The following is a 21274-nucleotide window of genomic DNA, read 5'->3' on the forward strand; positions in this document are numbered from 1 at the left end:
ATCAGCCCGCTTCCCCGTGAAGATGCCGGTACAGACTCTCGCTCAGCGAACCGACCGTCTCCCGGCCGCTGTGGACGACTTTGTTGACAAGTACGTGGGTGGCGTTGCCGCCGTGCAGCGCGTCGGCCAGTTGTCCCGCCGAGCCCGCGCCCCCGGAGGCGATGACCGGAAGAAGGGATACGCGCGCGGCGGCCCGGGTCAGTTCCAGGTCGTAACCGATGCCCGTGCCCTCACGGTCCACGTTGTTGGCGAGCAGTGAGCGCACGTGCAGCTCACCGAACCGCCGGGCCACCGTGAGAGCGTCCACGGTGGTGCGGGTGGCGCCGCCGTGGATGAGGACCCGCCATCCTCGCTGCCGGTCCCCCGAGCAGTTGACGACGCCGATGAGCCGTCGGCCTCCGAGCAGGCGGGCCGCGTCCGTCACCCGGTCGGGTTCCTCGACCAAGCTGGTGCTGACCGAGAGCGCGTCCGCGCCCGCGGACAGCACCTCCGCACACTCCGCGGGCGACGGCAGGACTCCGTGCTGCACGGAGACGAGCAGTTCCAGACCGGTCCTGTGCAGCTCGCGCAGCAGGTCCGGCAGGTAGCCGGCAGCGGTCCAGGGGTCAACGACGTCCAGGAACAACTGGCCGGCACCGTCGTGTGCGTAACCGGCGGCAATGCCGACGACGTCGAGGGGGTCGGCGAGACCCGGGATCCCGGACGGGTCGGTCGCCACGCCGTCGCGCACGTCGATGCAAGGGATCACCTGCCGGGCCACCTGAGCGCGGGAGTACGTGGTACTGCTTCCGTTTCGCATCGGTCATCCGCCTTCGAGGTAGTTGCGCAGCCTCCGCGGCCGTGAGCCGCGGGGTGCGAGGTGATGTGCCACGGCCAGAGCCGATGCCATGGCCGCTTCCTGTGTTTCCACCGGGGTCGTGCAGTGTCCGAGGAAGAGCAGGCGCTGCCCCGCTTCGATCTCGGCCAGCCGCTGCCGCGCCCGGCACGCTGCCGGGGTGGGGAGCGTCGCCCGGAATGAGGAGCGGGCGATCTCCTCGCGGGGCTGCCCGGAGCGGTGACCGACCTGACTGACGAACAGGTCGACGCCCAGTGAGGGGCCGTACCAGGTCGTCGTCTCGCTCCGGTCCTCATCCACGGTGGTGTTGCCGGCGGACCACACGCGCCGATCCTCTGGCATTCCGTACGGGTCTCGGTGCAGGACGTAGGTCACATCCCGGTATTCGATGGAACTCAGTGCGGCTTGCCAGGCGCCCGTGGCGGCCAGACCGGAGAGTGCTGCCAGGGCATGGTCCGCCGGAAGGGCCAGGGCCACCGCGTCCACTGGGTGGACAGCCCCCGCTGCGTCCACGAGTTCGAAGCCCTCTCCCGCCTGGTACACCGCCCGCAGGCCAGTACCTGTTCGCAGCCTGGCCGATCGTGAGCCGGCGGCGAGTCCCTGGACGAGGGATGTGGCCCCCGATCGCAGGTAGGTCGTTCGGGGGACCGTGTCCGGCGGGGTGAAGGCCGCGCCGACCGCCCGAGCGGACAGGGTTCGCACCTCGTCCAGCGTGCAGCCGTGGAGCGAAGCCGGCAGCGCGCACAAAAGGTGCTCCACCGAGGACGAGGGCAGCGACCACGCGTTCAGGACATCGTCGATCGTGACGTCCCAGGACATCCCCTCCGTCTCCCACCACGCAGATTCCTCGGCGAAACGGACCATGGCCCGGTACGCCGGTCCCCCGGTCGTGACGGGTCGTACCGTGTCGGTGGGTTCGGCGGCGGAGACCCACAGGGGCGAGCGCTCGTGCTTCCGGAAAACCACGCGAGAGGCCGTGGCCGGAACGAGGTCCTCAGCCGGAACACCCACCGACGCCGCGATGTGCCGCCAGATCGGAGACACCTCGACGGGCGTCTCCCTGACACCTAGATCGATAACACAAGTACCGCCGTGGGCGGTCGTCTGGACGGATTCCGCGTTCCCACCGAGCCTCGGCCGCTCCTCCAGCAGAAGCACTTCGTGGCTCTCGTCGAGCAACCAGGCCAGCGTTAGACCCGCGACCCCGCCGCCCGCTATTCCCACGCGCACGGCCATCGCCCTTGCCGGCTTCGCGGGCCCGCAGCGACTGCAGACGGAGCTCGCGCCACCCTAGCGGCGCACCGCAAGAAGCCGCCGAGGCCAGCCAGCGGGATCGTGACGACAGACGCGGCGTGGTCGACCGTGTCACGCTCGCGGACGCCGTCCTCCACGACAGTGGCGGCCAGGTCGAGCAGCTTCGAGGCTGCCGGCATGTTGTGGTGGTCACGGAAGGCCTCGGGCTCGCCGAGGCCCGCGTCAGTCAGCGTCCGCACGAGTTCCCTCCCACCGCGTAGGCCGCGAAGTCCGACCGCAGCGCCAGTGCGGCGGCAGCGAGCCCGGCGTGCAGGCACATCCGGGAAACCGCCATGGGGAAAGCGGACGCGTTGACGGCCTCAGACGGGTCGAGAGCGGAGGCGGGAGTGGGCCCAAAGCCTCCGCGCACCGGTCGAAGCTCGGCCTGAGTGGGCGCAGGGCAGAATTCAGCCCGGCGAAGGGACCAGCTGCCGACCCGCTTGGGTACCGGCCGAGAGGTAGCGGATAGGTCTCGGTCCCGGACTTCGGGCAGAGCTGGTCGTCCTGCACCATGCGACGTAGGTTCTGCCGGCCCACCTGACCGCCTCGGGCTGCTTGCAGCAGTGTGTCATCACGCTGCCTGATGTTCTGCTCTTGCTCAACGAGTGACTGGGCGAAAGCAGACACAGGACCCGCATGCATGAATTTCCTCTCCAGCGTTGTCGCTTTCCCCGTCCCATGTAGCCACGATTGCCCAGGCCCTCGAGCCCGGAAACAGCAAGGAATTAGGTACCTTTGGTACGGTACCAAGTCCTTTGGTCACCCATCTGCTCCTGCCGCCGTAATGATTCACCGACTCCGTTCATCGTGATTGCGCCACATCGGCACAGTGAATTTTCTCAGCGAAATGATTCACGTGGAGCCGGGTGAGGACCTGGTGTCTGGACGAGTCGGGCAGCTCCGCCCCGGCGGTAGGCAAACCCAAACCCCTGACAGGACGGTTCTCTCTCAGAAGATCGTCCTACGGCACCAGAGGCTCCACGCTGTTTCTCTATGTTGCTATGTAAGCCCCCGCCCGGTGGTGGCTTTCCTCGCCCGCCTCTTGGCCGCCCGTCGGCAGAAGATCGGCAGACCACGCGGATCACGGGCCCGGGGCCCGTTCCATCAAGCAGTCCTGATACTGCGTTGGTTCCCGCGCCTGCGTGCACTGCCGGCCGCGACACCTGAACTTCCCAGGCCACCGTTTACCGCTGCCTGCACGAGGACATCGACGTCCTGGCCAAGCGTGCCCCGGACTTGCACCAAATGCTGGAGCACCGCCATGAGCAGGCCCTGCGCCGTGAAGACCTGGACGGCACACTCATCGCCTGTAATCGCGTAACCGGTACCACTGAGGCGGGGCAACGACCTGTGATACTCCGGTAAGGGACGGCGCTTCGCCGGAACCTGCAGTTCATCGCCGCTTGCCGGGGTACACGCGAACGTGCGTGGCCGCGTACGGGTGAACGTGCAGAGCTCCTGACGTGCTGCCGTCGGGATGGCACCCTCCGCATGTTGGCCGAGGGCGCAGAAACGGGGTGGCCGTGGTCCTGTATCCGTAGCGTTGGCTGGAGCTACGGCGTTCCCGTGGCCTGGCCGTGTACAGAGTCATGATCCTGACCAAGCTCGCCAAGGAGGCCGGCCTGAGCTTGAGGACGGTCAGCAGACGTCGCCGGTCACCAAACGGGACACGACCGCCACCGCGGCCGCTGCCCCAAACCCCAGCGCCTGCACGCGGACGAAGTCTGCGACGTCCCCCACCTGCGCCAATGGTTGTGGGGCAAGCACATCGGCGTCCGCATCGCCCGCAAGGCATCGACTCCAGCGAACGGCTAGGACCCCGCAGGCGGGTCATCGAGCGAACCATGTCCTGGCTGACCGGCTACCGCCGGCTCAACACCGCTACGAACGCCTCCCCCGCAGATACCTGGCCTTCCTCAGTCACGCCACAACCCTCTACTGCGACAAACGCCTCCCCCGCCTCACCACATAGGACACGGCCTCAACGCGCACGCAGTGCACGGCGGCGAGGGTGATGTCCGGAGGTGGTCCTGGTGGGCCTCGTGCAGCTCCACCCGGCTCGAGTGCGTTCCTGGGGGCGGTGGGTCTCTTGGGTCGGCTGCCGAATAGGAATCGAAAAAAATTGGATCCCCTTGGTCACATTGTTCACACTCTGCAGCGGTGGTCATTCCGCATAACCGCAGGCCAAAGGGCGATAGACGGAGTGTTCCCATACGTTGGCCACGCGGATACGTTTGGTTGACACTCCGGCAGCATGGTGTTCCACTGTGAGTGGATACACCGAGCGCGCCGCATTCCTCCATGCATTCCGCGGGCCAGGCGGCCATGTGACTCATCCTCAGTGATCTCCCAACGGGGTGGAAAACGCCTCACGCCTTCGTATTTTCCCGCGATGTGAGGCCGCTCAGCCGACGTTGACCGGTTCCAGCGAAAGGCGCTTACCGGGCCCGTGGCGTCGACATGTACGGCTAGGAAAGGGTCCGTCCATGCTGATCACGGCAGCAGTGGTATACCGCCCCGGGGGGCCATTCGAGCTGGCCCAGGTGGAGATTGACACACCCGGGCCGGGCGAGGTGCTGGTCCGCATGGCCGGTTCGGGTGTCTGCCACAGCGACCTCATCGTGCGCGACCAGTGGTACCCGGTTCCCCTTCCGGTGGTGCTCGGACACGAGGGTGCCGGCGTCGTGGAAGCGGTCGGCGAAGGGGTGTCGCGTGTGGCCGTGGGGGACCACGTCGTTCTCAGCTACGGATTCTGCGGCACCTGCCGCCACTGCGTCACGGGCGCACCGGCGTACTGTGCGGACTTCATCCCCCGCAACTTCGCCGGCACCCGCCCCGACGGCTCGACGACGCTGAGATCGGCGGAGGGTCCGGTCCACGGCCTGTTTTTCGGACAGTCGTCCTTCGCCACGTACGCCCTCGCCCGACTGGCCAGCGTCACCAAGGTCCCCGCCGACCTTCCTCTCCACCTGCTCGGCCCGCTGGGCTGCGCGGTACAGACGGGGGTGGGCAGCGTCCTGCACGCCCTGCGGTGCGGGGCCGGCAGCAGCATCGCCGTCTTCGGGGCGGGCTCGGTGGGGTGCAGCGCGGTGTTGGGGGCCGTCGTAGCCGGCTGCACCACCATCGTGGCGCTCGGGCGTAATCCGGCTCGTCTGCGGCTGGCCGGGGAGCTGGGCGCCACCCACGTCATCGACCTGCGGAGTACGCCGGATCCGGTGGCGTCGCTGCGGGACCTGACGGGCGGCACCGGCGTCGACTACAGCATCGAGGCCACCGGTGTGCCGCACGTGCTGCGCATGGCGGTGGACGCTCTGCACACGCGGGGAGTGTGCGGCCTGGTGGGCGCCGCCGCGCCCGGAACCGAGGCCGCCCTGGAGATGTCGGGTCTGATGTTCGGACGGCAGGTGCGCGGCATCGTCGAGGGCGACAGCGTGCCGCAGTGCACCATCCCGGTTCTGGCCGAGCTTTACCGCGGGGGCCGGCTGCCCTTCGACAGGATGATCGCCCGCTATCCGTTCCACCGGATCAACGAGGCGGCGCATGATGCCGCTACGGGAAAATGCGTCAAGCCGGTTCTGACGTTCGAGGAGGCCGCGTGAGGACCGCGTTCCTCTTTCCCGGTTTCGGTGCCTATTATGCTGCTCCCTTCGCTGGGTGGCCGCTGGCGCGTGACGTCGCTGAGAGCGTTGCAGCGGAAGTTGACACGATAGCTGCGTCCTACGATTTACCGCAGGTAGCGCCGTCCCTCCTCCAGGCGGAGGACCGATCTCCAGGTGCTGCCTTTCCGCCCGATTCCGACGTGCGGGCACTGGAGATCTTCGCGGCGGAGATCACGTGTTACCGGTTACTGCGGGAACAGGCGGGAATCACGCCCGATGTCCTGTGCGGCCACAGCCTTGGGGAATATGCCGCCCTGGTGGCGGCAGAGGGCCTCTCCCTGCCCGAAGGGGTTCGCCTCCTGTGCGAGCGCATCCGTACGCTGCGCCAGCACCGTGTCCCCGAGGGCGGGATGCTGGCGGTCCGGCTGAGCCCCCGGGAGGCGCGCCGTCTCACGCGCGAGGAACCCACCACGGTGATCGCCGCGGTCAACGGCACGCGTCAAGTCGTGCTCTCCGGGCCCTCCGCGTCCCTCGACCGCCTGCACCAGTTACTGGCCGCGCGCGGTCGCACGGCCACGCGGCTGCGCACCGGGCCGACGCCCCATCACCACCCGCTGCTGACCGACGCCTACCGGCACCATGCGGCCGCCGTGCGCCGCACACCGGCATGGGCTCTGCGGCACCGGGTGCACTCACCCGTCCTCGGACGCTCCTATCTGCCCTGTGACGATCTCGCCCAGGCCCTGGCCCTCCAGATGGTCCTTCCCGTGCATTTCCTGGAAGCCCTCGTAGACCTGTGCGACGACGGGGTGGGGGTCTTCGTCGAGTGCGGGCCGCGCCGCACCCTGTCCGGTCTCGTCGAATCCGCCGCCCCGCAGGCCCTCGCCCTCGCCCCGTTCCGGACACGCGTGACGCGAAACCGACTACACAGCGGCCTCATCGGTACCGAGAGGCCAGCCGAGGAGGAAACATGGTCCCCGACCGCGATGAGCTGATCGGGTACCTCAAGGCGATGTACGCCGAGGTCCTGGAGTACCCGTCCGAGATGGTCACCGCCGACATCGACCTGGAGGCTGAGCTGGGCGCGGACTCCCTCCAGCACCAGCTCGTGCTCGCCCGCGCCGCCGAACACTGGGGCCTGCGGCTGCCCCCGGAAAGCCGGACGCCGACACCCCTGACGCCTCGGTCCGTCGCCGGCTTCCTCCTGGACGCCTCGTGACCGCACCGGCTCCACCGCGCCCGCTGGTCGCTGTCGTCGGTGCCGGCCTAGCCGTACCCGGTGCGAGCAGCCCGGAGCAGCTGTGGAACCGCACCCGGCGGGGCGACCCCGTCTTCGCAGAACCCGCGCGGTTCGATCTCGCCGACTTCTACTCCGACGATCCGCAGGCGCAGGACCGCACCTACGGTCGCGCGTTCGGGGAGCTGACCGGATTCCGTCCCCACCCCCGGCTCGAGCCGCGGTGGGCCGACCCGGCCCCGCCCGACCGGCAGGCCGCGTGGCTGCGGCACAGCGCCCTCCAGGCGCTCGACGGTGTCCGGGTGGCCGAAGGAGTCCGCAGCGGTGCCTTCGTCGCCGCGAGCACGGAGGCCAGTCATGAACTCGACGCCGCCGTCGCCGCTGACTTCGTCGCCGCCGGGACGGCTCGCCACCTGCCCGGCGACCCCGTCCGCACAGCCACCCGCCTGCGGGAGCGTCTGGCGGACGGTGGACAACGGGCCGCACGGTCCCACGAGAGCGTCCTGCCGCACCCGCTGGTGAGCCGGGCCCTCGGCGGCGTCGTCCCCGCGGACACCCCGCTCATCGTGGTGGACAACATCTGCCCCGCCGGGCTTTACGCCATCGACCTGGGGGTGCGGCACCTGCTGGACGACGAGACGGACCTCGCCCTGTGCGGGGGGGACGAGTTCGCACGGGCCGCTGCGCCAGGTGTACTTCGCCAAGATGGGCGCTCTGTCGCCGTCCGGTGACGTACGGGCCTTCGACTCGGCGGCCGACGGGACGATGTTCTCCGACGGCGCCGCCGTGGTCGCGCTCAAACGCCTTGCCGACGCCCGGCGCGACGGCGACCCGGTACTCGGAGTGCTGGTCGGCTTCGGCGGCGCCGCCGACGGCAGCGGCAAGGCCATCTTCGCACCCCGCTCCGAGGGCCAGGTCAGGGCCATGCGCCGCGCGCAGGCCGTCAACGGTGTCGATCCAGCCGACGTGGCCTGGGTCGTCGGACATGGCACAGCGACCAGGACGGGAGACGCGACGGAGCTGCGCTCACTGGCCACCGCCTATCCCGGCGGGGTCCACGTCACCTCGGACAAGGCCGTCGTCGGGCACACGGGAATGGCCTGCGGCGTAGTGTCGGTCATCCAGGCACTCAACGGCCTGCGCCGGAGGGCAGTCCCCGCCCAGCGGCGCTTCACCCAGCTGCCCGGACACAGCGTCGCCCTGCCCGTCCGGGTGTCCCCCCGCGACGTCCCGCTGACGGAGGCCGGCGGTGCCCGGAACGGCACAGCGGGGCGGGGCGCGGAGCCGGGAAGAGAACCGGGCGCGGAGGACGGTACGGCTGGGGGGCGCGACCGCTTGGCGGGCGTGTTCGCGTGCGGCCTCGGCGGCATCAACGCGCACCTCCTCCTTCAGCACCCCGACCGCCCGAACGCCGGGATGGTGTCCGCACCGCCGCGCCAGGACTCCGACGTGGCGCTCGTCGGATGGAGCGCCCTGCTGCCGGGCTCGCCCGAGGAGGAACCGGTGCGGGACTGGCTGACCGGCGGACGCTACCCCGGCAGCCACCGGCTCTTCGGCGACGCGTACCCGGTGCCGCCGTTCCAGCACACCCGCGTGGCCCCGGGAGTCGCCACCCGGATCGACCGTGTGCAGTTGCTCGGGCTCTCCCTCGTCCACGCGTACGCGGAGCGCCACGGAACCCTCTGGGACGGGCTGGAGGAGCGCACCGGCGTTTTCGGAGCACATCACGGGCCCACCCGGCTGGCCGTCGACTCCACGGTCCGCAGCTTCGGCCGGCAGGCGGCCCGGCGGCTGGCCGGCCCTGGCGACGAGAGGGACCACGCCGCCTGCGCGTCCTTCCTCACCGCGCACGCACGGCGCACCGACCCCATCGGCCCGTACACCCTGGCCGGCCGCATGCCCTGTGTGGCACTCGGCTGGATCGCCAACCGTCACAACCTCCACGGCCCCACGATGCTGCTGGACACCGGCCCGTCCTCGGGGCTGGCGGCCCTCCACGCAGCGCTGGTGCATCTGCGCTGCGGTGTCCTGGACCTCGCTCTCGTCCTGGGCTTCCATACCGTCCTCCCGGCACAACCGCCGAGCCCCGCCGCCCCCGACACCGCCGAGGGCGCCTTCCTCGTGGTGCTGGCCAGGCAGGACATCGCCCGGTCGCGGCGGTGGCCGGTGCACGCACGGCTCCACTCCGCCCTGCGCGCCCCGGCCGGAACGCCGACGACGGCCGGGCCCGCAGGTGCCCGTGGCCCCGCCTTCGGGGCGGCCGACGGTGTAGTCACCGTGCTCGGGACGGCCCTCGGCGGCGCATCAGGTCCCCGGACTGTCGGCGCTCCGCCGGGCCCCGCGGTGACCGTGTGCCCCGCAGTCCCCCTTGCCGGTCCCCGCGTCACGGGTGGGGCGGAGGGCCGGTGATGGAACGACACGTCGCGGTGCTCCTCGCCCGGCCCGGCCCCGCGTCACAGCAGCCCGTTCCGGCCCTGCCGCCCGGATCGCTCGTCCTCACGGACATCCCGGACATCGCGGCTCGAGTGGCGCGCGCCCACGGTGACCACGGGACGACCGTCGTGTGCACCCGCCCGCTGGCAACAGGTGGCGCACCCGGCGTCACGGTGATGGAAGCCGTGCAGGAAACGGTGATGACCGAGCCACCGCTGAGGGACCGTCCGCTCCGTCACATCCGGGTGCTCACCGATCTGCGCGGCGCTCCATGGCCCGCACCGCCCGGCGCCCACCTCACCGCGCTGCAGGAACTGCTGTTCCTGGCGACCAGGCGCCTCGCCTTGGAGGACGTGCCCGGCTCCTCGGTGGCCGTGCTCGTGTGCGACCCCTTGCGCGCGGGCCTGCCCCACCCGCACTCCGCGCTGCTGACCGGATTCCTGAAGTGCGCTGCCTGGGAGGTTCCAGACTCGCAGGTGTACGGGGTGGTGACCGACGCTCCTGATCTGGGAGCCGCCCTGCGCCAGCTGACACGGGAGTCCGCCGCACGGCGCGGTCTGCCCGTCGCCTACCACCGCGGCGGGGAGCGCTACGAGGAGTCTCTGGCGCCCGCGCCTCTGCCCGACCGCGGGGGTACGGAACTCACCGACGACAGCGTCGTCGTCGCCGTCGGCGGGGCCCGCGGCATCACCGCCACGGCCCTGGCCGGCCTCGTCCGCCAGGCCGCGCCGACGCTGTGGCTGCTGGGCAGTACGCCCGTGCACCGCCTCGCCGCCCAGGCCCGCGCACTGGGCACGACGGGCCGGGCCGCGTATCTGCGCGGGATACTGCGGGCGGCGCCGGAAGCCTCCGTCCCCGAGGCCGTGGCGCACTGGGAACGGCTGCGCGCCACGCAGGAGGCGCTGCGCACTCTCGCCGGTCTGCGGGCACGGTGCGGCAGCGGCCGGGTCCGCTACCTGACGTGCGACGTGACCGACCCGGCGGCCGTCCACGCGGCGGCGGCGGACATCGGCCGAGTCAGCGGGCGCGTGCACCTGCTGCTCAACGCGGCCGGTGTAGGGCAGGCGCGGGCACTGCGCGGCAAGCGCCTGGACGACTACCGGCGGGTGCGCGGCGTCAAGGTCGACGGCTACCACCATCTCAAGGCCGCCTTCGACGACCCGCCCCCCGACCTGTGGTGCAGTTTCAGCTCGATCGCCGGAGTAGCCGGGCTGCCGGGAGAAAGCGACTACGGCCCCGCCAACGACCTGCTCGACGCCGCCGCACGCTACGAGGTCGCGGTGCGGGACCGCTCGGAGTGTGCCATCGGCTGGACGATGTGGGGCGAGTCCGGGCTGGGCCCGCGGTCCGGCTTCACCGACCACACGAGGAGGACGGGGCGGCTCAGCCTGCTCGGCGACGCCGAGGGCCAACGGCTCCTCGCCGCGGAACTGGCCGCCCCCCGCGGGCCCCAGACCGCGGTACCCGTCTACCTCGGCCCTCCGGAGAAACGTTCCCTCGGAGCACGGTTCCCCGCGCTCGACACCACCTCGACCGCGCACCCGCTCCTCCCCGGGCCCCCCACCCCGCCGGACGACACAGAGGTCAGCGCGTCCTGGCCCGTGGACCTGCGCGGACACGCCTACCTCCACGGCCACCGGCGGAACGCTGTGGCCGTGCTGCCGGGCGCGCTCGCCGTCGAACTCGCCGCGGAAGCCGCCGGCCACCTGACCGGCGGGCGGCCTGTGGCAGCCGTGACGGACGTGCGATTCCGCGCCCCCGTGGTCCTGGAACCCCGGGACACCGCCTACGTGCTGCACGCCGTGCGCCGCCGCGACGAGGCGGGAACGGACGTGGTGCACGTCGAGATCCGCGGCCACGCCCCGCCGGGAACACCACCCCGGCCGCGTCCCAGTCTGCACTTCCACGCCGACGTCCGTGCCACCGTCCGTACCGACGGCTCCCCGTCGCCGCCTTCCGCCCCGGATCCGCCGGACACGCCCGCATTCGCGCGCGTCTCCCCCGGTCTCACCGGCCTCTTCGGTGGTGTCCACGACATCCGCCGCACCGCCCACGGCACCCGGGCGGTCTGGAGCGTCGACCTGCGCGACGAGGACGGCGAACACTTCGGCCGCATGCGGACGCCCTGGCTGCTCCTCGACGCCGCCTTCCAGACAGCGGCGTTCCTCTCCCCCGGCCGCCTCGCCACCCCCAGCCACGTCGCCGCCATCACGTTCCCGGTCGGCTGCCGCACCGACCGGCAGCTGACCTGCGACCCCGCCGCCCGCATCACCCTCACCGCCTCGGCCGCCGGCAGCTGGGCCCGCGCCACGGCCGACTGCCGCAGCGGGGACACGGAACTGCTGTACCTGGCGGGACTGCGTCTGGCGTACGCCAGGACGGACGCCCGCCGCGAAGACCGCCATCCGCCCGGCCACCACGGCACCACGGCCGGAACGCGGACGGCCCGCACACCGACCGACCAGAGAAGGGAGTGACCGAGATGCGCCCCACGCGACGCACCGGACTCACCAGGTTCATCGACGATGTCGTCACCAGCGCGCACGACCTGGTCGACGAGACGCTCGACCGCGCCTCGGACGCCGAACGGGATCTGCGGCGGGGCCTGACCCGCCTCGTCGATGACGACGGCCGCACGCCCGGGAAGGGCAGGCGCCGCCGGTCCCGGCGCCGCGACGGACGGCGGGCACGGTACGACGACCGGCGTCACGCCGAATGCCGCGAGGCCGGACACGACCGGTGCTGCGAACACCACGACCACGGTGGACACCGCGAACGGGAACGGAGCGACTGATCCCATGCGCACCAGCACCGCACAGGAACCACCGCGCCCATCCCCGGAACGGGACCAGTTGAGCCCGAAGGACCGCATGGTGTGGCGCGTCGAGACCGGAGGCAGGGCACGACCGCTCATCCTGGCCGTCCTCGTCCTGGAAGGGCGGTGGCGCTGGGAGGACTTCCTCGCCTGGCACGACCAGCTGTCCGTGAGCATGCCCCGCATGCGGGCGAAGGTGGCCGAGGGGCGCGGCCCGCTGCGCCCCTCCTTCTGGCAGCCCGACGCGGACTTCACACTGAGCCGCCACCTCCAGCGTGTCACGGTCGGCGGGCAGGGGACCGTGAAAGACGTCTTCTCCACCGCCGAGACCCTGGCGGAGATTCCCTTCCAGCCCGGCCGGTCCCCGTGGAACGGCTACCTGCTGGACGGGGTGGAAGGAGGACGGTCCGCCTACGTTCTGAAGATCTCACACAGCATCGCCGACGGCATCCGTCTGCGGGAACTGTTCCTGCGGCAGTCCGAGGCGGCGCCCCCCGCTCCGCCGGGCGGCACGGCCCCTCCCAGCCCGCAGGGGCCGCAGGAGGACGGCCCGTGGGCGGTGGTCAGCCCGATGGGACCGGACGGTGCCCCGCAGGAAGACGGGCATCGGCGCGATACCCGCTCGCGTCCCAGGCAGTTGGCGTGGGCCGCCCGCTTCCTCGGCCGGGCCGCCGCGGACATGCTCGACCTGCCGCACCCGGTGCCCCCGGCCGGCGCGCACTTCTCCCGGCACTTCTTCACCACCGTGGTGCCGCTGTCCGCGATGAAAGAGACCGCCGCCGCGTCCGGTGGCACCGTGCACGACGCCTTGGTCGCTGCCGCCATGGAGGGGTGCCACCGCTACGACGAGGCGCACGGGGTGCGTCGGCGGCACATCCGGGTGTTCTCCCCCTACGGTCGGCCGCCCTGGACGGCGGGGCACCATCCGCGGCGTGCGGGGAACCACTGGTTCATCGTCCGCTTCGCGGTCCGCACCGGGCTTCCGGACACGTCGGCCCGCATCCGGGCGGTCCGGCGGGCGGTCCGCGCGGCCTACCACCGCGACTCAGCCGACTGGATGGAAGGTCTGGCCCGTGTCTGTCCCGTGGTGCCACGGCGCTGGTTCGACGCGGCCTTCCTGCGGCTGTGCGCCACCCACGACTTCGTCGTCAGCAACATGCCGGGGCCCACGACGCCGCTGAGTGTCTGCGGCCTGCGCGCTGAGGCCGTGTACGCCATAGCCCCCACCCTGGGCTCGGCGGTCACCGTCACGCTGGTGTCCTACCGGGGCAGATGCCACGTGACGGTCAACGTGGACCCCACGGTCATCGCCGACTCCGAGGAGATCGGACGGCACATCTGCCGTGCGCTGGAGGAGATGACGGCGGAGTCGGGGCGGCCACACCAGCCGGCGGGTGGCCATGAGCGGTGACGGGAACGGTCCCGGACGGGCGCCGCTGATCCTCTGGCGGACGGCCTCCGGTGACTTCTACGAGCCCGGCAGCCCCGCCCAGCCCGTCGGCCCCGACTCGCTCATCCGGATGGTCCGGACCGGCGGTACCTTCCGGGTGCTTCAGGAGGGGACGGGGGATGACCGGACCCTCACCACGCTCGCCGGTCTCCTCGCCACCGTGCTGGACGGCGACCTCGCAGGCCTCCTCCCCGGCCTGCCGTGTCCGCCCGGGGCCGCCGCGCACGGCGGCCCGACCGCAGTCCCGCGCCGACCGCCCGGCTCTGGCGGGCCCCCACCGGGAAGACGTACCGCGCCGGGAGGGCGCCGCGGCCGAAGGGCCGGCCCGTGAGCGCGGCCCGTGCCCGCCTCCTGGGCCGCGTCGCGTGCCGTCTGGTGCGGGAGACGGCCGCGACCGCGGGCCCGCTCCGCAGCGGGTCCGCGCAGGAGCCGCCCGGCTCCGCGCAGCGGCGCGCGACGGCCGTACGGGAGGCGTTCGAAAGCCTGGGCCCGCTGTACGTCAAGGTGGGGCAGATCCTCTCCACGCGGCCCGACATCGTGCCCGCCGCCATCGCGCGGGAGCTGGAGCACCTGCACGACCGCGCCTCCGTGGTCCCCTTCGACGCCATGGAACCCGTGCTGGGGGAGGCCCTCGGCCGGCGCTGGCGCGGTGGCTTCCGCCACTTCGACGCCACCAGCCCCCTCGGCACGGCCTCGCTCGCCCAGGTCTACTCGGCCACGCTCGCCGACGGCACCCCTGTCGCCGTCAAGGTCCAGCGTCCCGGTATCCGCCCGACGGTCGAGGAGGACATGCGGATGCTGCGCCGGGCCGCTCGGTTCTTCGCCGCGCGCGCTCCCGCCGCTGTCAACGCCACCATCGACGTCGACGCCATGCTCGGCGTGGTCTTCGACGCGATGCGGCCCGAGCTCGACTTCACCCTGGAGGCGCGCAACATGGAACGGGCCGCGCGGGCGGCGCGGGACTTCGACCGCGTGGCGGTGCCCGACGTCATCGAAGCGGCGCCGCGCGTCCTCGTCCAGCGCCTCGCCGACGGCACGAGCATCCGCGACGCCGATCCCACCGCGTTCAAAGAGGAGGAGCGCGCCGACATCGGCCGCTCCCTCCTGGCGTTCATGTACCGCGGCTACTTCACCGACATGACCTTCCACGCCGACCCGCACCCGGGCAACGTGTTCGTCGTACCGGGCGGCCCGGCCACCCTCATCGACTGGGGCATGGTCGGCGTCATCGACCGCCGCGCCAGCATGTCCCTGATGCTGGGCCTGCTCAGCCTGTCGCAGAACGACGGGCGCGCACTGGCGCGGGCATGGGTCGAGATGGGCACGGTCACCCCGTGGGCGGACGTCTCCGCTTTCGCGCAGGACATGGCCGCCCTCGTTCCCAGGATCACCTCAGCATCCCTGGGCGAACTGAACTTCGGTGCCACGCTGACCACCGTGCTGGCGCACTCAACCCGGCGCGGCATCCAGACCAGCCCCATGGTGTCGATCCTGGGAAAGTCCTTCGCCAACGCGGAGGGGTCAGTGCGCTACCTGGCGCCGGAGTTGTCGGTGACCGAGGTGTTCCGCGAACAGATGCGCGACATCCTCTTCGCCTACGCCCGGGACGCCCTTTCCGAACAGCAGGCCGCGCGCACCGCGATGGAACTCCTGCTCAGCGGCCTGTCCGCTCCCGGGGAGATGCGCGGACTCCTGCGCGACCTGGCCAACCAGGACCTGACCGTGCAGGTCGCCACCGTGGCCAAGCAGGGCTTCTCCCCCGCCGACGACCGGACCGACGCCCGCACCCGGCGTGCGCTGCGGGCCGCGGTGCTCGCCGCGCTGTGCTGGTACGCCGCCCGCGCGCACCGTGCGGCCCCGCCCCGGACCGCCGGATGACCCGCGCCTCGCGGCAGACCCGGTACACAGCCGGGCCCGCCCCCACGTTCCCGTCCGCTGCACCGGACGGGAACACGACCCCGTCGTCCGCCGCGCTGCGGACGGCACCTGGAGAAGAAGGTGCTGTCTTATGAGGCTCCCCGCCCGACCCGCCCGTCACCGGTCCGCCGCCCGGCGTCCCGGGCACGGACCGCCCGCCCGGGACGCCGACATCGTCATCGTCGGCGGCGGCACGGCCGGTGCCGTCCTGGCGGCCCGGCTCAGCGAGAAGCCGAGCCGCCAGGTGACGCTCCTGGAAGCGGGCCCCGTCCACCGGCCGGCCCGGCTGCCCTACCGGCTGGCTTCCAGCGCGGTCATCGGCACGGCCACCGGCCACGACTGGGGATACACCGCCTCACCGGGCGGCGCGCGACTGCCGCGCGGCAAGGTGCTGGGGGGCAGTTCCGCCGTGAACGCGACGGTCGCCATGCGGGCCCTCCCCTCCGACTTCGCCCGCTGGAGCGCGAACGGCCTACGCGGGTGGACCTTCGCCGAGGTGCTGCCCTCCTACCGCCGCCTCGAACGGGCCGACCACGGCAGCGACGCCCTGCGCGGCCGCGCGGGGCCCGTACCGGTCCACCGGCTGGAGGACCACGAGCTGAGCCGGGCGCAGGCCGGCCTTCTGGAGGCCGCCGCAGCCCTCGGTCACCCCCGCACCGATTTCAACAGCGCCCGGCCCCGCGGCGCATCGCCCTACCCCGTCACCGCCGCCGAGGGCGTCCGCATCAACACGGCCATGGCCTACCTCACCGAAGAGGTCAGGGCACGCCCCGGACTGCGCATCGAGGAACACGCCCTGGCCGACCGCGTCATGTTCGACGGGGACCGGGCCGCTGCCGTGCGCCTGGCCGACGGCAGAGTCCTGCCCGCCCGCGACATCGTCCTGTGCTGCGGAACCTACGGCAGTGCCGCCGTGCTGCTGCGCTCCGGCGTCGGGCCCGCGGACCGGATGCGTGCGCTCGGCATTCCCGTCGTGGCGGACCTGCCCGTGGGCACGGCCTACCAGGACCACCCCCTGCTCTACCTGGTCCATACCGGCTGGCCCCACCGGCTCGGACGACCGCGATCAGTGGCCGGTGCGGCACTGTGGACGGCCGGGGCGGAAGCCACCGAGGGCGAACTCGACCTGCATGTCGGCGTCATGCAGCCGGTGTTCCCGCCCCTCGTCCCCGGACTGGCGCTGATCGTGGGACTGACCCGGCCGCACTCCCGCGGCGTGATCGAGCTTGCCAGCCGCGACCCGGCCCTGGCACCCCGCATCCGCCCACGCCACCTGTCCGACGAACGCGACCAACGCCGGTTCCGGGAAGGGGTCACGCTCGCGTGCCGCCTCACCCGTACGCATCCACTGGCCGACCTGCTCGGCCCCCGCGTGCTTCCCCCGGCGCTCGTCCCGGGTGCCGCAGGCGGGAGAGCACTGGAGGCGGCGGTGCGGACGTTCCACCACCCGACGTCCAGCGCTCCCATGGGCGCCGACGAGGACCCGGCCGCCGTGGTGGACGCCTCCGGCCGGGTCCGGGGCACCCGGGGGTTACGGGTCATCGATGCCTCGATCTTCCCCGATGTGCCCTCCGCCCCCACCAACCTCACCGTGATCATGGCCGCCGAGCACCTCGCCGGGACCTTCCGGTGACGCCCGGTCTCCTGGGGAAGACCCCCACGTCACACCAGGCGATCCCCCACCTGCTCAGGTTCGCGATGAAGCCCTTCCTCCACCCACGGGTGCCCCTGCCGGTACAGCGCTGCCACCTGGAGCTGACAGGACGCCTGATCCCCCGGCCGCCGGGGACCCGCCGCGGCACCCTCCGCCTCGGCCGCATCCCAGCCGCCGTCGTCACCCCACCGGTGCGCGCGGACGACCGCGTGGTGCTGCACCTGCACGGCGGTGGCTACTGCGCCGGCTCCCCGCAGTCGGACGCCGCACTCGCCGTGCACCTGGCGTCCTCCCTGTCGACGCCCTGTTACCTGCCCGCCTACCGCCTGGCTCCGGAACACCCCTTCCCGGCCGCGGTGGACGACGCCGCCGACGCCTACGCGGCGCTCCTGGCGCAGGGGCACCGTCCAGAGCACGTGCTGCTGTCCGGGAGCTCCGCCGGGGCGGCGCTCGCCCTGGCCGTGGCGCTGCGGGTGCGCGACAGCGGGCGGCGGCCACCGGCCGCCGTGATGGCGCTCTCCCCCATGGCCGACCTCACCTTCTCCGGACCGCCGGGGCAGTACCGGGTCGACGACCCGGTACTGCCCCGGCGCTCGCTGGCCTACTCCGCCGACCTCTACTGCCCGCCCCGCCTGCGCGGCCGGCCCAGCGCCTCCCCGGCCCTGGCGGACCTGAGCGGACTGCCACCGCTCCTCGTCCACTGCGGCACGGAGGAGATCCTCCACGGCGACGCCGTGCGGCTAGCGGAACGCGCGCGCCACAGCGGAACACGGGTGATCTTCCGCGCTTTCCCCGGCATGTGGCACGTGTTCCACGCGTTCGCCTCGGTGTCGGCCACAGCCGCGGCAGGTCTCGCAGCCCTCGCCCACGACGTCACCACGCTGCTCCACGGACGGCGCGACGGGTGAGGACTGCCCGGCTCACGTCCGCAGCACCGCGCCCTGGACGCGAGGCCGCCGGTGAACGCTGGCCTGTGGACAGGGCTCCGTGGCCCCAGCCCGTCAGGGCTGTGCCAATCTCGTAGACCGAACACGTGACGGTGCCGTCGAACACGGCGTGGGCCTGCGTGCCGCCAGGCGCCCCACACGGCGACGGCGTCACACGAGGTCCCCTCACGAGGGGCCAGCGGCCAGCAGGGGCGCGGGGATCACCCGCCGGCCGCTGTAACCGGACAGGGATGTCGCCGGACCAGTCCCAGCGTTCCGGGTCGCCGGGGCGCGGGTCGTACAGGGCCCGGCCGCCGGGTCGCTGTGGATGTGGAAGGCGTGGCCGTCTCCGGGCCGTCTCGTACCGCCCGGCGGGCCCGGGCCGGGCTGCCGTGACAACTGCACTCGCTCGGTGATCAGCCTCCGGGAAGTCCGGGTGCTGCGCAGCCGGTTCGACGTCACGGTCCGGGACCTCCCGCTCGGGTTGTTCTTCGTCCTGCTGTCACTCCTGCCGGCGTTCGACGACCAAGGGACGCAGTTCGGTGACGTGCCGCCCCGGTCCTTCGACGCGGTGGCCGCTGTGGCCCTCGTCCTCGAGTGCCTTCCGCTCGCCATGCGCCGTCGGTGGCCGGTCCTCTGCCTCGCCCTCGTGTCGCTCGGCTTCGCCGTCGATCAGCGGCGCGGTTACCACCTGGTCGCGGGTACCGCGCTGCTGAGTGCGGGATGTCATCTGGAACGGGGCCGCCGCGTGGCCGCACTGCTGTTCTCGGTGGCGTATGTGGCGCTGTCGCCCGCCCCTCTTCCGGCTCGGCGGTCAGGGTGAAGGCGAGCAAACCCGGGACGGGGGCTCTGCCGCCGTGGCGGCTCGCACGGAGGCGGCTCCAGACGGGAGCGGCGTGGCGTTCTGGCTCACCGCACGGTCCCCCGGCGGCGGTATCTGGGGGGGGCCGAAGACGACGCGGCCGAGCTGAACGCCGCCCTGCTGACGGAGCTGGCCCGCCTCGACCTCGCCTACGTGCACCTGGCGGCCACCGCTGACGAGGACGCCCTCCTCCGACTGCGCAGGACCTGGCCCGGCACCATGATCGTCAGCCTCACCCTGCCCGGCGGCCCGAAGCGGACCGGGATGGCGGAAGCCGACCACTGGCTGGGCCTGGCTGCCGACCTGATCGCCTTCGGCCGCGGCTTCCTCGCCAACCCCGACCTGGTCGAACGCCCGCGCTCGGGCCTGCCCCTCGCACCCGCCGACGAGAACACCTTCCACCAGGGCGGTGACGCCGGGTACATCACCTGACCGGCGTACCAGCACACGGCCTGATTGACGGTGCCCGGCCGGCGGGTCACCCGTCAACGGGGACGCCGGGGCCCCGGCGGCCGTGTCAGCGGCTCAGCCGGGGCTCCGGGCGCAACGCGGGGAAGTGTGCAGAGAGGCGACGGGCAGCGCGGCAGGCGGTCACGGACACCGCGCTGCCGCCGCGTGGTGCGGCAGCGCTGCGCCCATCGGGCGGAGGGGGCGACGCGGCCCCGCCCGTCAGTCCCGTCCGGCTACGGCTTGCCCGCCATGTGCTCCTCCGCCGCGGGCTCCTCCTGGACCCCGGTGGTCGGCTCCTCCCGCGCCGGCTTGGGGAGCCAGCGCAGGGCGGCCGTTCCGAGCGCGGCGTGCAGGAGGCTCGCCGCGACCACGACGACGTGCAGGCCGGTGACGAACGCCGACTTCGCGTCATGGACCACGGACGGGAGCAGGGAGGGCAGCTGGAGGGTCTCGTCGAGGGTGGGGGCGAGGTCCGGGCCCTGGAGACGGAAGAGGAGCGCGGCGAGCGAGCCGAGGATCGCGATGCCGAGGGCGTTGCCGATCTCGTTGCTGGTCTCGGCGATCGCGCCGGCCGAACCCGCCCGCTCCGCGGGGACCGCGCCGACCGCGGTGTCCGCGACGACGGCGAAGGAGATGCCGTACCCCAGTCCGGCGATCACGGTCGAGGCGATGTACCAGCCGACCCCGCCGGTGACCGTGGTGGGCAGCAGCAGCAACAGGCCGCCCGCGATGGAGAAGTGGCAGACGAGGAGCGCGGTCCGCTTGCCGATGCGTTCGACGACGGCCGGTGTGACGATGCAGGTGATGGTGAGGGCCGCCGCACCCGGGAGGGCCAGGAGCGCCGCGTGCAGGACGCTCAGGCCCAGTACGGACTGGAGGTAGATGCCGGACAGGTACGCCGCCGCGGACCATGCCGCCAGGGGCAGCAGGCCCGTGATGACGGCGATGGTGAAGACGCGGTCGCGGAAGAGGGAGAAGTCGATCAGCGGGTTGTCGAGGTGCCGCTGGCGCAGGCCGAAGAAGGTCAGTACGGCGATGCCGACGATCATCGTGGTGATCGGGAGGGCCGAGATCCCGTCCGCGGCCAGGTGCTTGATCCCGTAGATCGTGAGCAGCAGACCGCCCGCGGAGGTCACGACGCTGAGCGGGTCGACGCGGCCGGTCGAGCCGGACCGGACCTCGCGGAGGAGGACCGGCGCGAACACCAGGAAGACGACGATGACGGGAAGGTTGACGAGGAAGACCGAGCCCCACCAGAACTGGCCGAGGAGCGCGCCGCCGACGACCGGGCCGATGGCGAAACCGGCCGCGAAGGCCGCGGCGAAGATGCCGATGGCCTGGGCCCGGCGCCGGGGGTCGGGGAACAGTTCGCTCAGTACGGCCAGCGCCGAGGGCAGCAGGGTCGCACCGGCCACGCCCATGAGCGCCCGGCAGGCGATGAGCAGTTCGGGGGTGGGTGCGAACGCGGCCCCGGCGGAGCCGATTCCGAACACCGTCGCGCCGATCATCAAGAGCTTCAGCCGGCCGTAGCGGTCACCGATGCTGCCGAAGGCGACCAGCAGGGAGCCGACGGCGAAGCCGTAGATGTCCAGCATCCACAGCGCCTGGTCGGCGGTGGGCGAGAGGGCCTGGCTGATCCGTGGCATCGCCAGGAACAGGATCGATCCGTCCATGGAGACCAGGAGGACCGGGCCGAGGACCACCGCGAGCCCGAGCCAGGCCCGCAGTCCGGGTGCGTTGTTCGCGTGCTGTTGCGTCATGGTGCCGACACTCGGGCACGGCGTGGCCGGCAGCCATCCCCGT

At 72.2% G+C, this 21274-nt stretch carries 15 protein-coding genes and 2 pseudogenes; 14 read left to right on the forward strand and 3 right to left on the reverse strand.

What is annotated here, in order from left to right:
- Position 1: 1 nt before the first annotated feature.
- Complete coding sequence (locus tag V1J52_RS11950) at positions 2-799, reverse strand: HisA/HisF-related TIM barrel protein (protein WP_330139694.1); 798 nt, start codon at positions 797-799, stop codon at positions 2-4.
- 3 nt (positions 800-802) lie between these two features.
- On the reverse strand, positions 803-2071 hold the full coding sequence (locus V1J52_RS11955; RefSeq protein WP_330139695.1) for an NAD(P)-binding protein: 1269 nt from the start codon (positions 2069-2071) through the stop codon (positions 803-805).
- Between the two features lie 1704 nt (positions 2072-3775).
- Here V1J52_RS11955 and V1J52_RS26145 point away from each other — a divergent pair.
- The 14 genes and pseudogenes from V1J52_RS26145 to V1J52_RS12030 form a co-directional block, all read left to right on the forward strand.
- A pseudogene (locus V1J52_RS26145) lies at positions 3776-4100 on the forward strand (IS5/IS1182 family transposase); the annotation flags it as partial.
- A gap of 514 nt (positions 4101-4614) precedes the next feature.
- On the forward strand, positions 4615-5727 hold the full coding sequence (locus V1J52_RS11970) for an NAD(P)-dependent alcohol dehydrogenase (protein ID WP_330139696.1): 1113 nt from the start codon (positions 4615-4617) through the stop codon (positions 5725-5727).
- The gene (locus V1J52_RS11975) at positions 5724-6722 is read left to right on the forward strand and encodes an ACP S-malonyltransferase (protein WP_330139697.1); all 999 of its coding nucleotides are present in this window, start codon (positions 5724-5726) and stop codon (positions 6720-6722) included. The genes V1J52_RS11970 and V1J52_RS11975 overlap by 4 nt, the downstream gene beginning before the upstream one ends.
- Positions 6698-6946, forward strand: coding sequence for an acyl carrier protein (locus V1J52_RS11980; protein ID WP_330139698.1), 249 nt, complete (start codon positions 6698-6700; stop codon positions 6944-6946). Before V1J52_RS11975 ends, V1J52_RS11980 begins: the two co-directional genes overlap by 25 nt.
- Complete coding sequence (locus V1J52_RS11985) at positions 6943-7695, forward strand: beta-ketoacyl synthase N-terminal-like domain-containing protein (RefSeq protein WP_330139699.1); 753 nt, start codon at positions 6943-6945, stop codon at positions 7693-7695. The genes V1J52_RS11980 and V1J52_RS11985 overlap by 4 nt, the downstream gene beginning before the upstream one ends.
- Positions 7670-9373: a beta-ketoacyl synthase N-terminal-like domain-containing protein gene (locus tag V1J52_RS11990; protein ID WP_330139700.1), complete on the forward strand. Its 1704-nt coding sequence runs from the start codon at positions 7670-7672 to the stop codon at positions 9371-9373. Before V1J52_RS11985 ends, V1J52_RS11990 begins: the two co-directional genes overlap by 26 nt.
- The gene (locus V1J52_RS11995; RefSeq protein WP_330139701.1) at positions 9373-11874 is read left to right on the forward strand and encodes a KR domain-containing protein; all 2502 of its coding nucleotides are present in this window, start codon (positions 9373-9375) and stop codon (positions 11872-11874) included. Before V1J52_RS11990 ends, V1J52_RS11995 begins: the two co-directional genes overlap by 1 nt.
- Before the next feature lie 5 nt (positions 11875-11879).
- Positions 11880-12191: a hypothetical protein gene (locus V1J52_RS12000; protein ID WP_330139702.1), complete on the forward strand. Its 312-nt coding sequence runs from the start codon at positions 11880-11882 to the stop codon at positions 12189-12191.
- Between the two features lie 4 nt (positions 12192-12195).
- Complete coding sequence (locus V1J52_RS12005; protein ID WP_330139703.1) at positions 12196-13623, forward strand: wax ester/triacylglycerol synthase domain-containing protein; 1428 nt, start codon at positions 12196-12198, stop codon at positions 13621-13623.
- Positions 13624-13989: 366 nt separating this feature from the next.
- Positions 13990-15540 (forward strand): ABC1 kinase family protein, encoded by a 1551-nt coding sequence (locus tag V1J52_RS12010; RefSeq protein ID WP_330139704.1) that lies wholly within the window; start codon positions 13990-13992, stop codon positions 15538-15540.
- Positions 15541-15670: 130 nt separating this feature from the next.
- Positions 15671-17212: a GMC family oxidoreductase gene (locus V1J52_RS12015; RefSeq protein ID WP_330139705.1), complete on the forward strand. Its 1542-nt coding sequence runs from the start codon at positions 15671-15673 to the stop codon at positions 17210-17212.
- 65 nt (positions 17213-17277) lie between these two features.
- A complete protein-coding gene (locus V1J52_RS12020) occupies positions 17278-18141 on the forward strand; it encodes an alpha/beta hydrolase fold domain-containing protein (protein WP_330139706.1) in 864 nt (287 codons plus the stop codon).
- A 430-nt stretch (positions 18142-18571) separates the two neighbouring features.
- Positions 18572-18955, forward strand: a pseudogene (locus tag V1J52_RS12025) (two-component sensor histidine kinase); the annotation flags it as partial.
- A gap of 219 nt (positions 18956-19174) precedes the next feature.
- Positions 19175-19453, forward strand: coding sequence for a hypothetical protein (locus V1J52_RS12030; RefSeq protein WP_443075802.1), 279 nt, complete (start codon positions 19175-19177; stop codon positions 19451-19453).
- 251 nt (positions 19454-19704) lie between these two features.
- Here the strand turns inward: V1J52_RS12030 and V1J52_RS12035 are convergent, their stop codons facing one another.
- Entirely contained in the window at positions 19705-21231 is a 1527-nt protein-coding gene (locus V1J52_RS12035; protein WP_330139707.1) for an MFS transporter, read from the reverse strand.
- Between the last annotated feature and the right edge of the window lie 43 nt (positions 21232-21274).

The sequence above is a fragment of the Streptomyces solitudinis genome, assembly GCF_036323765.1.
In the GTDB taxonomy this organism is placed as follows: Bacteria; Actinomycetota; Actinomycetes; order Streptomycetales; family Streptomycetaceae; genus Streptomyces.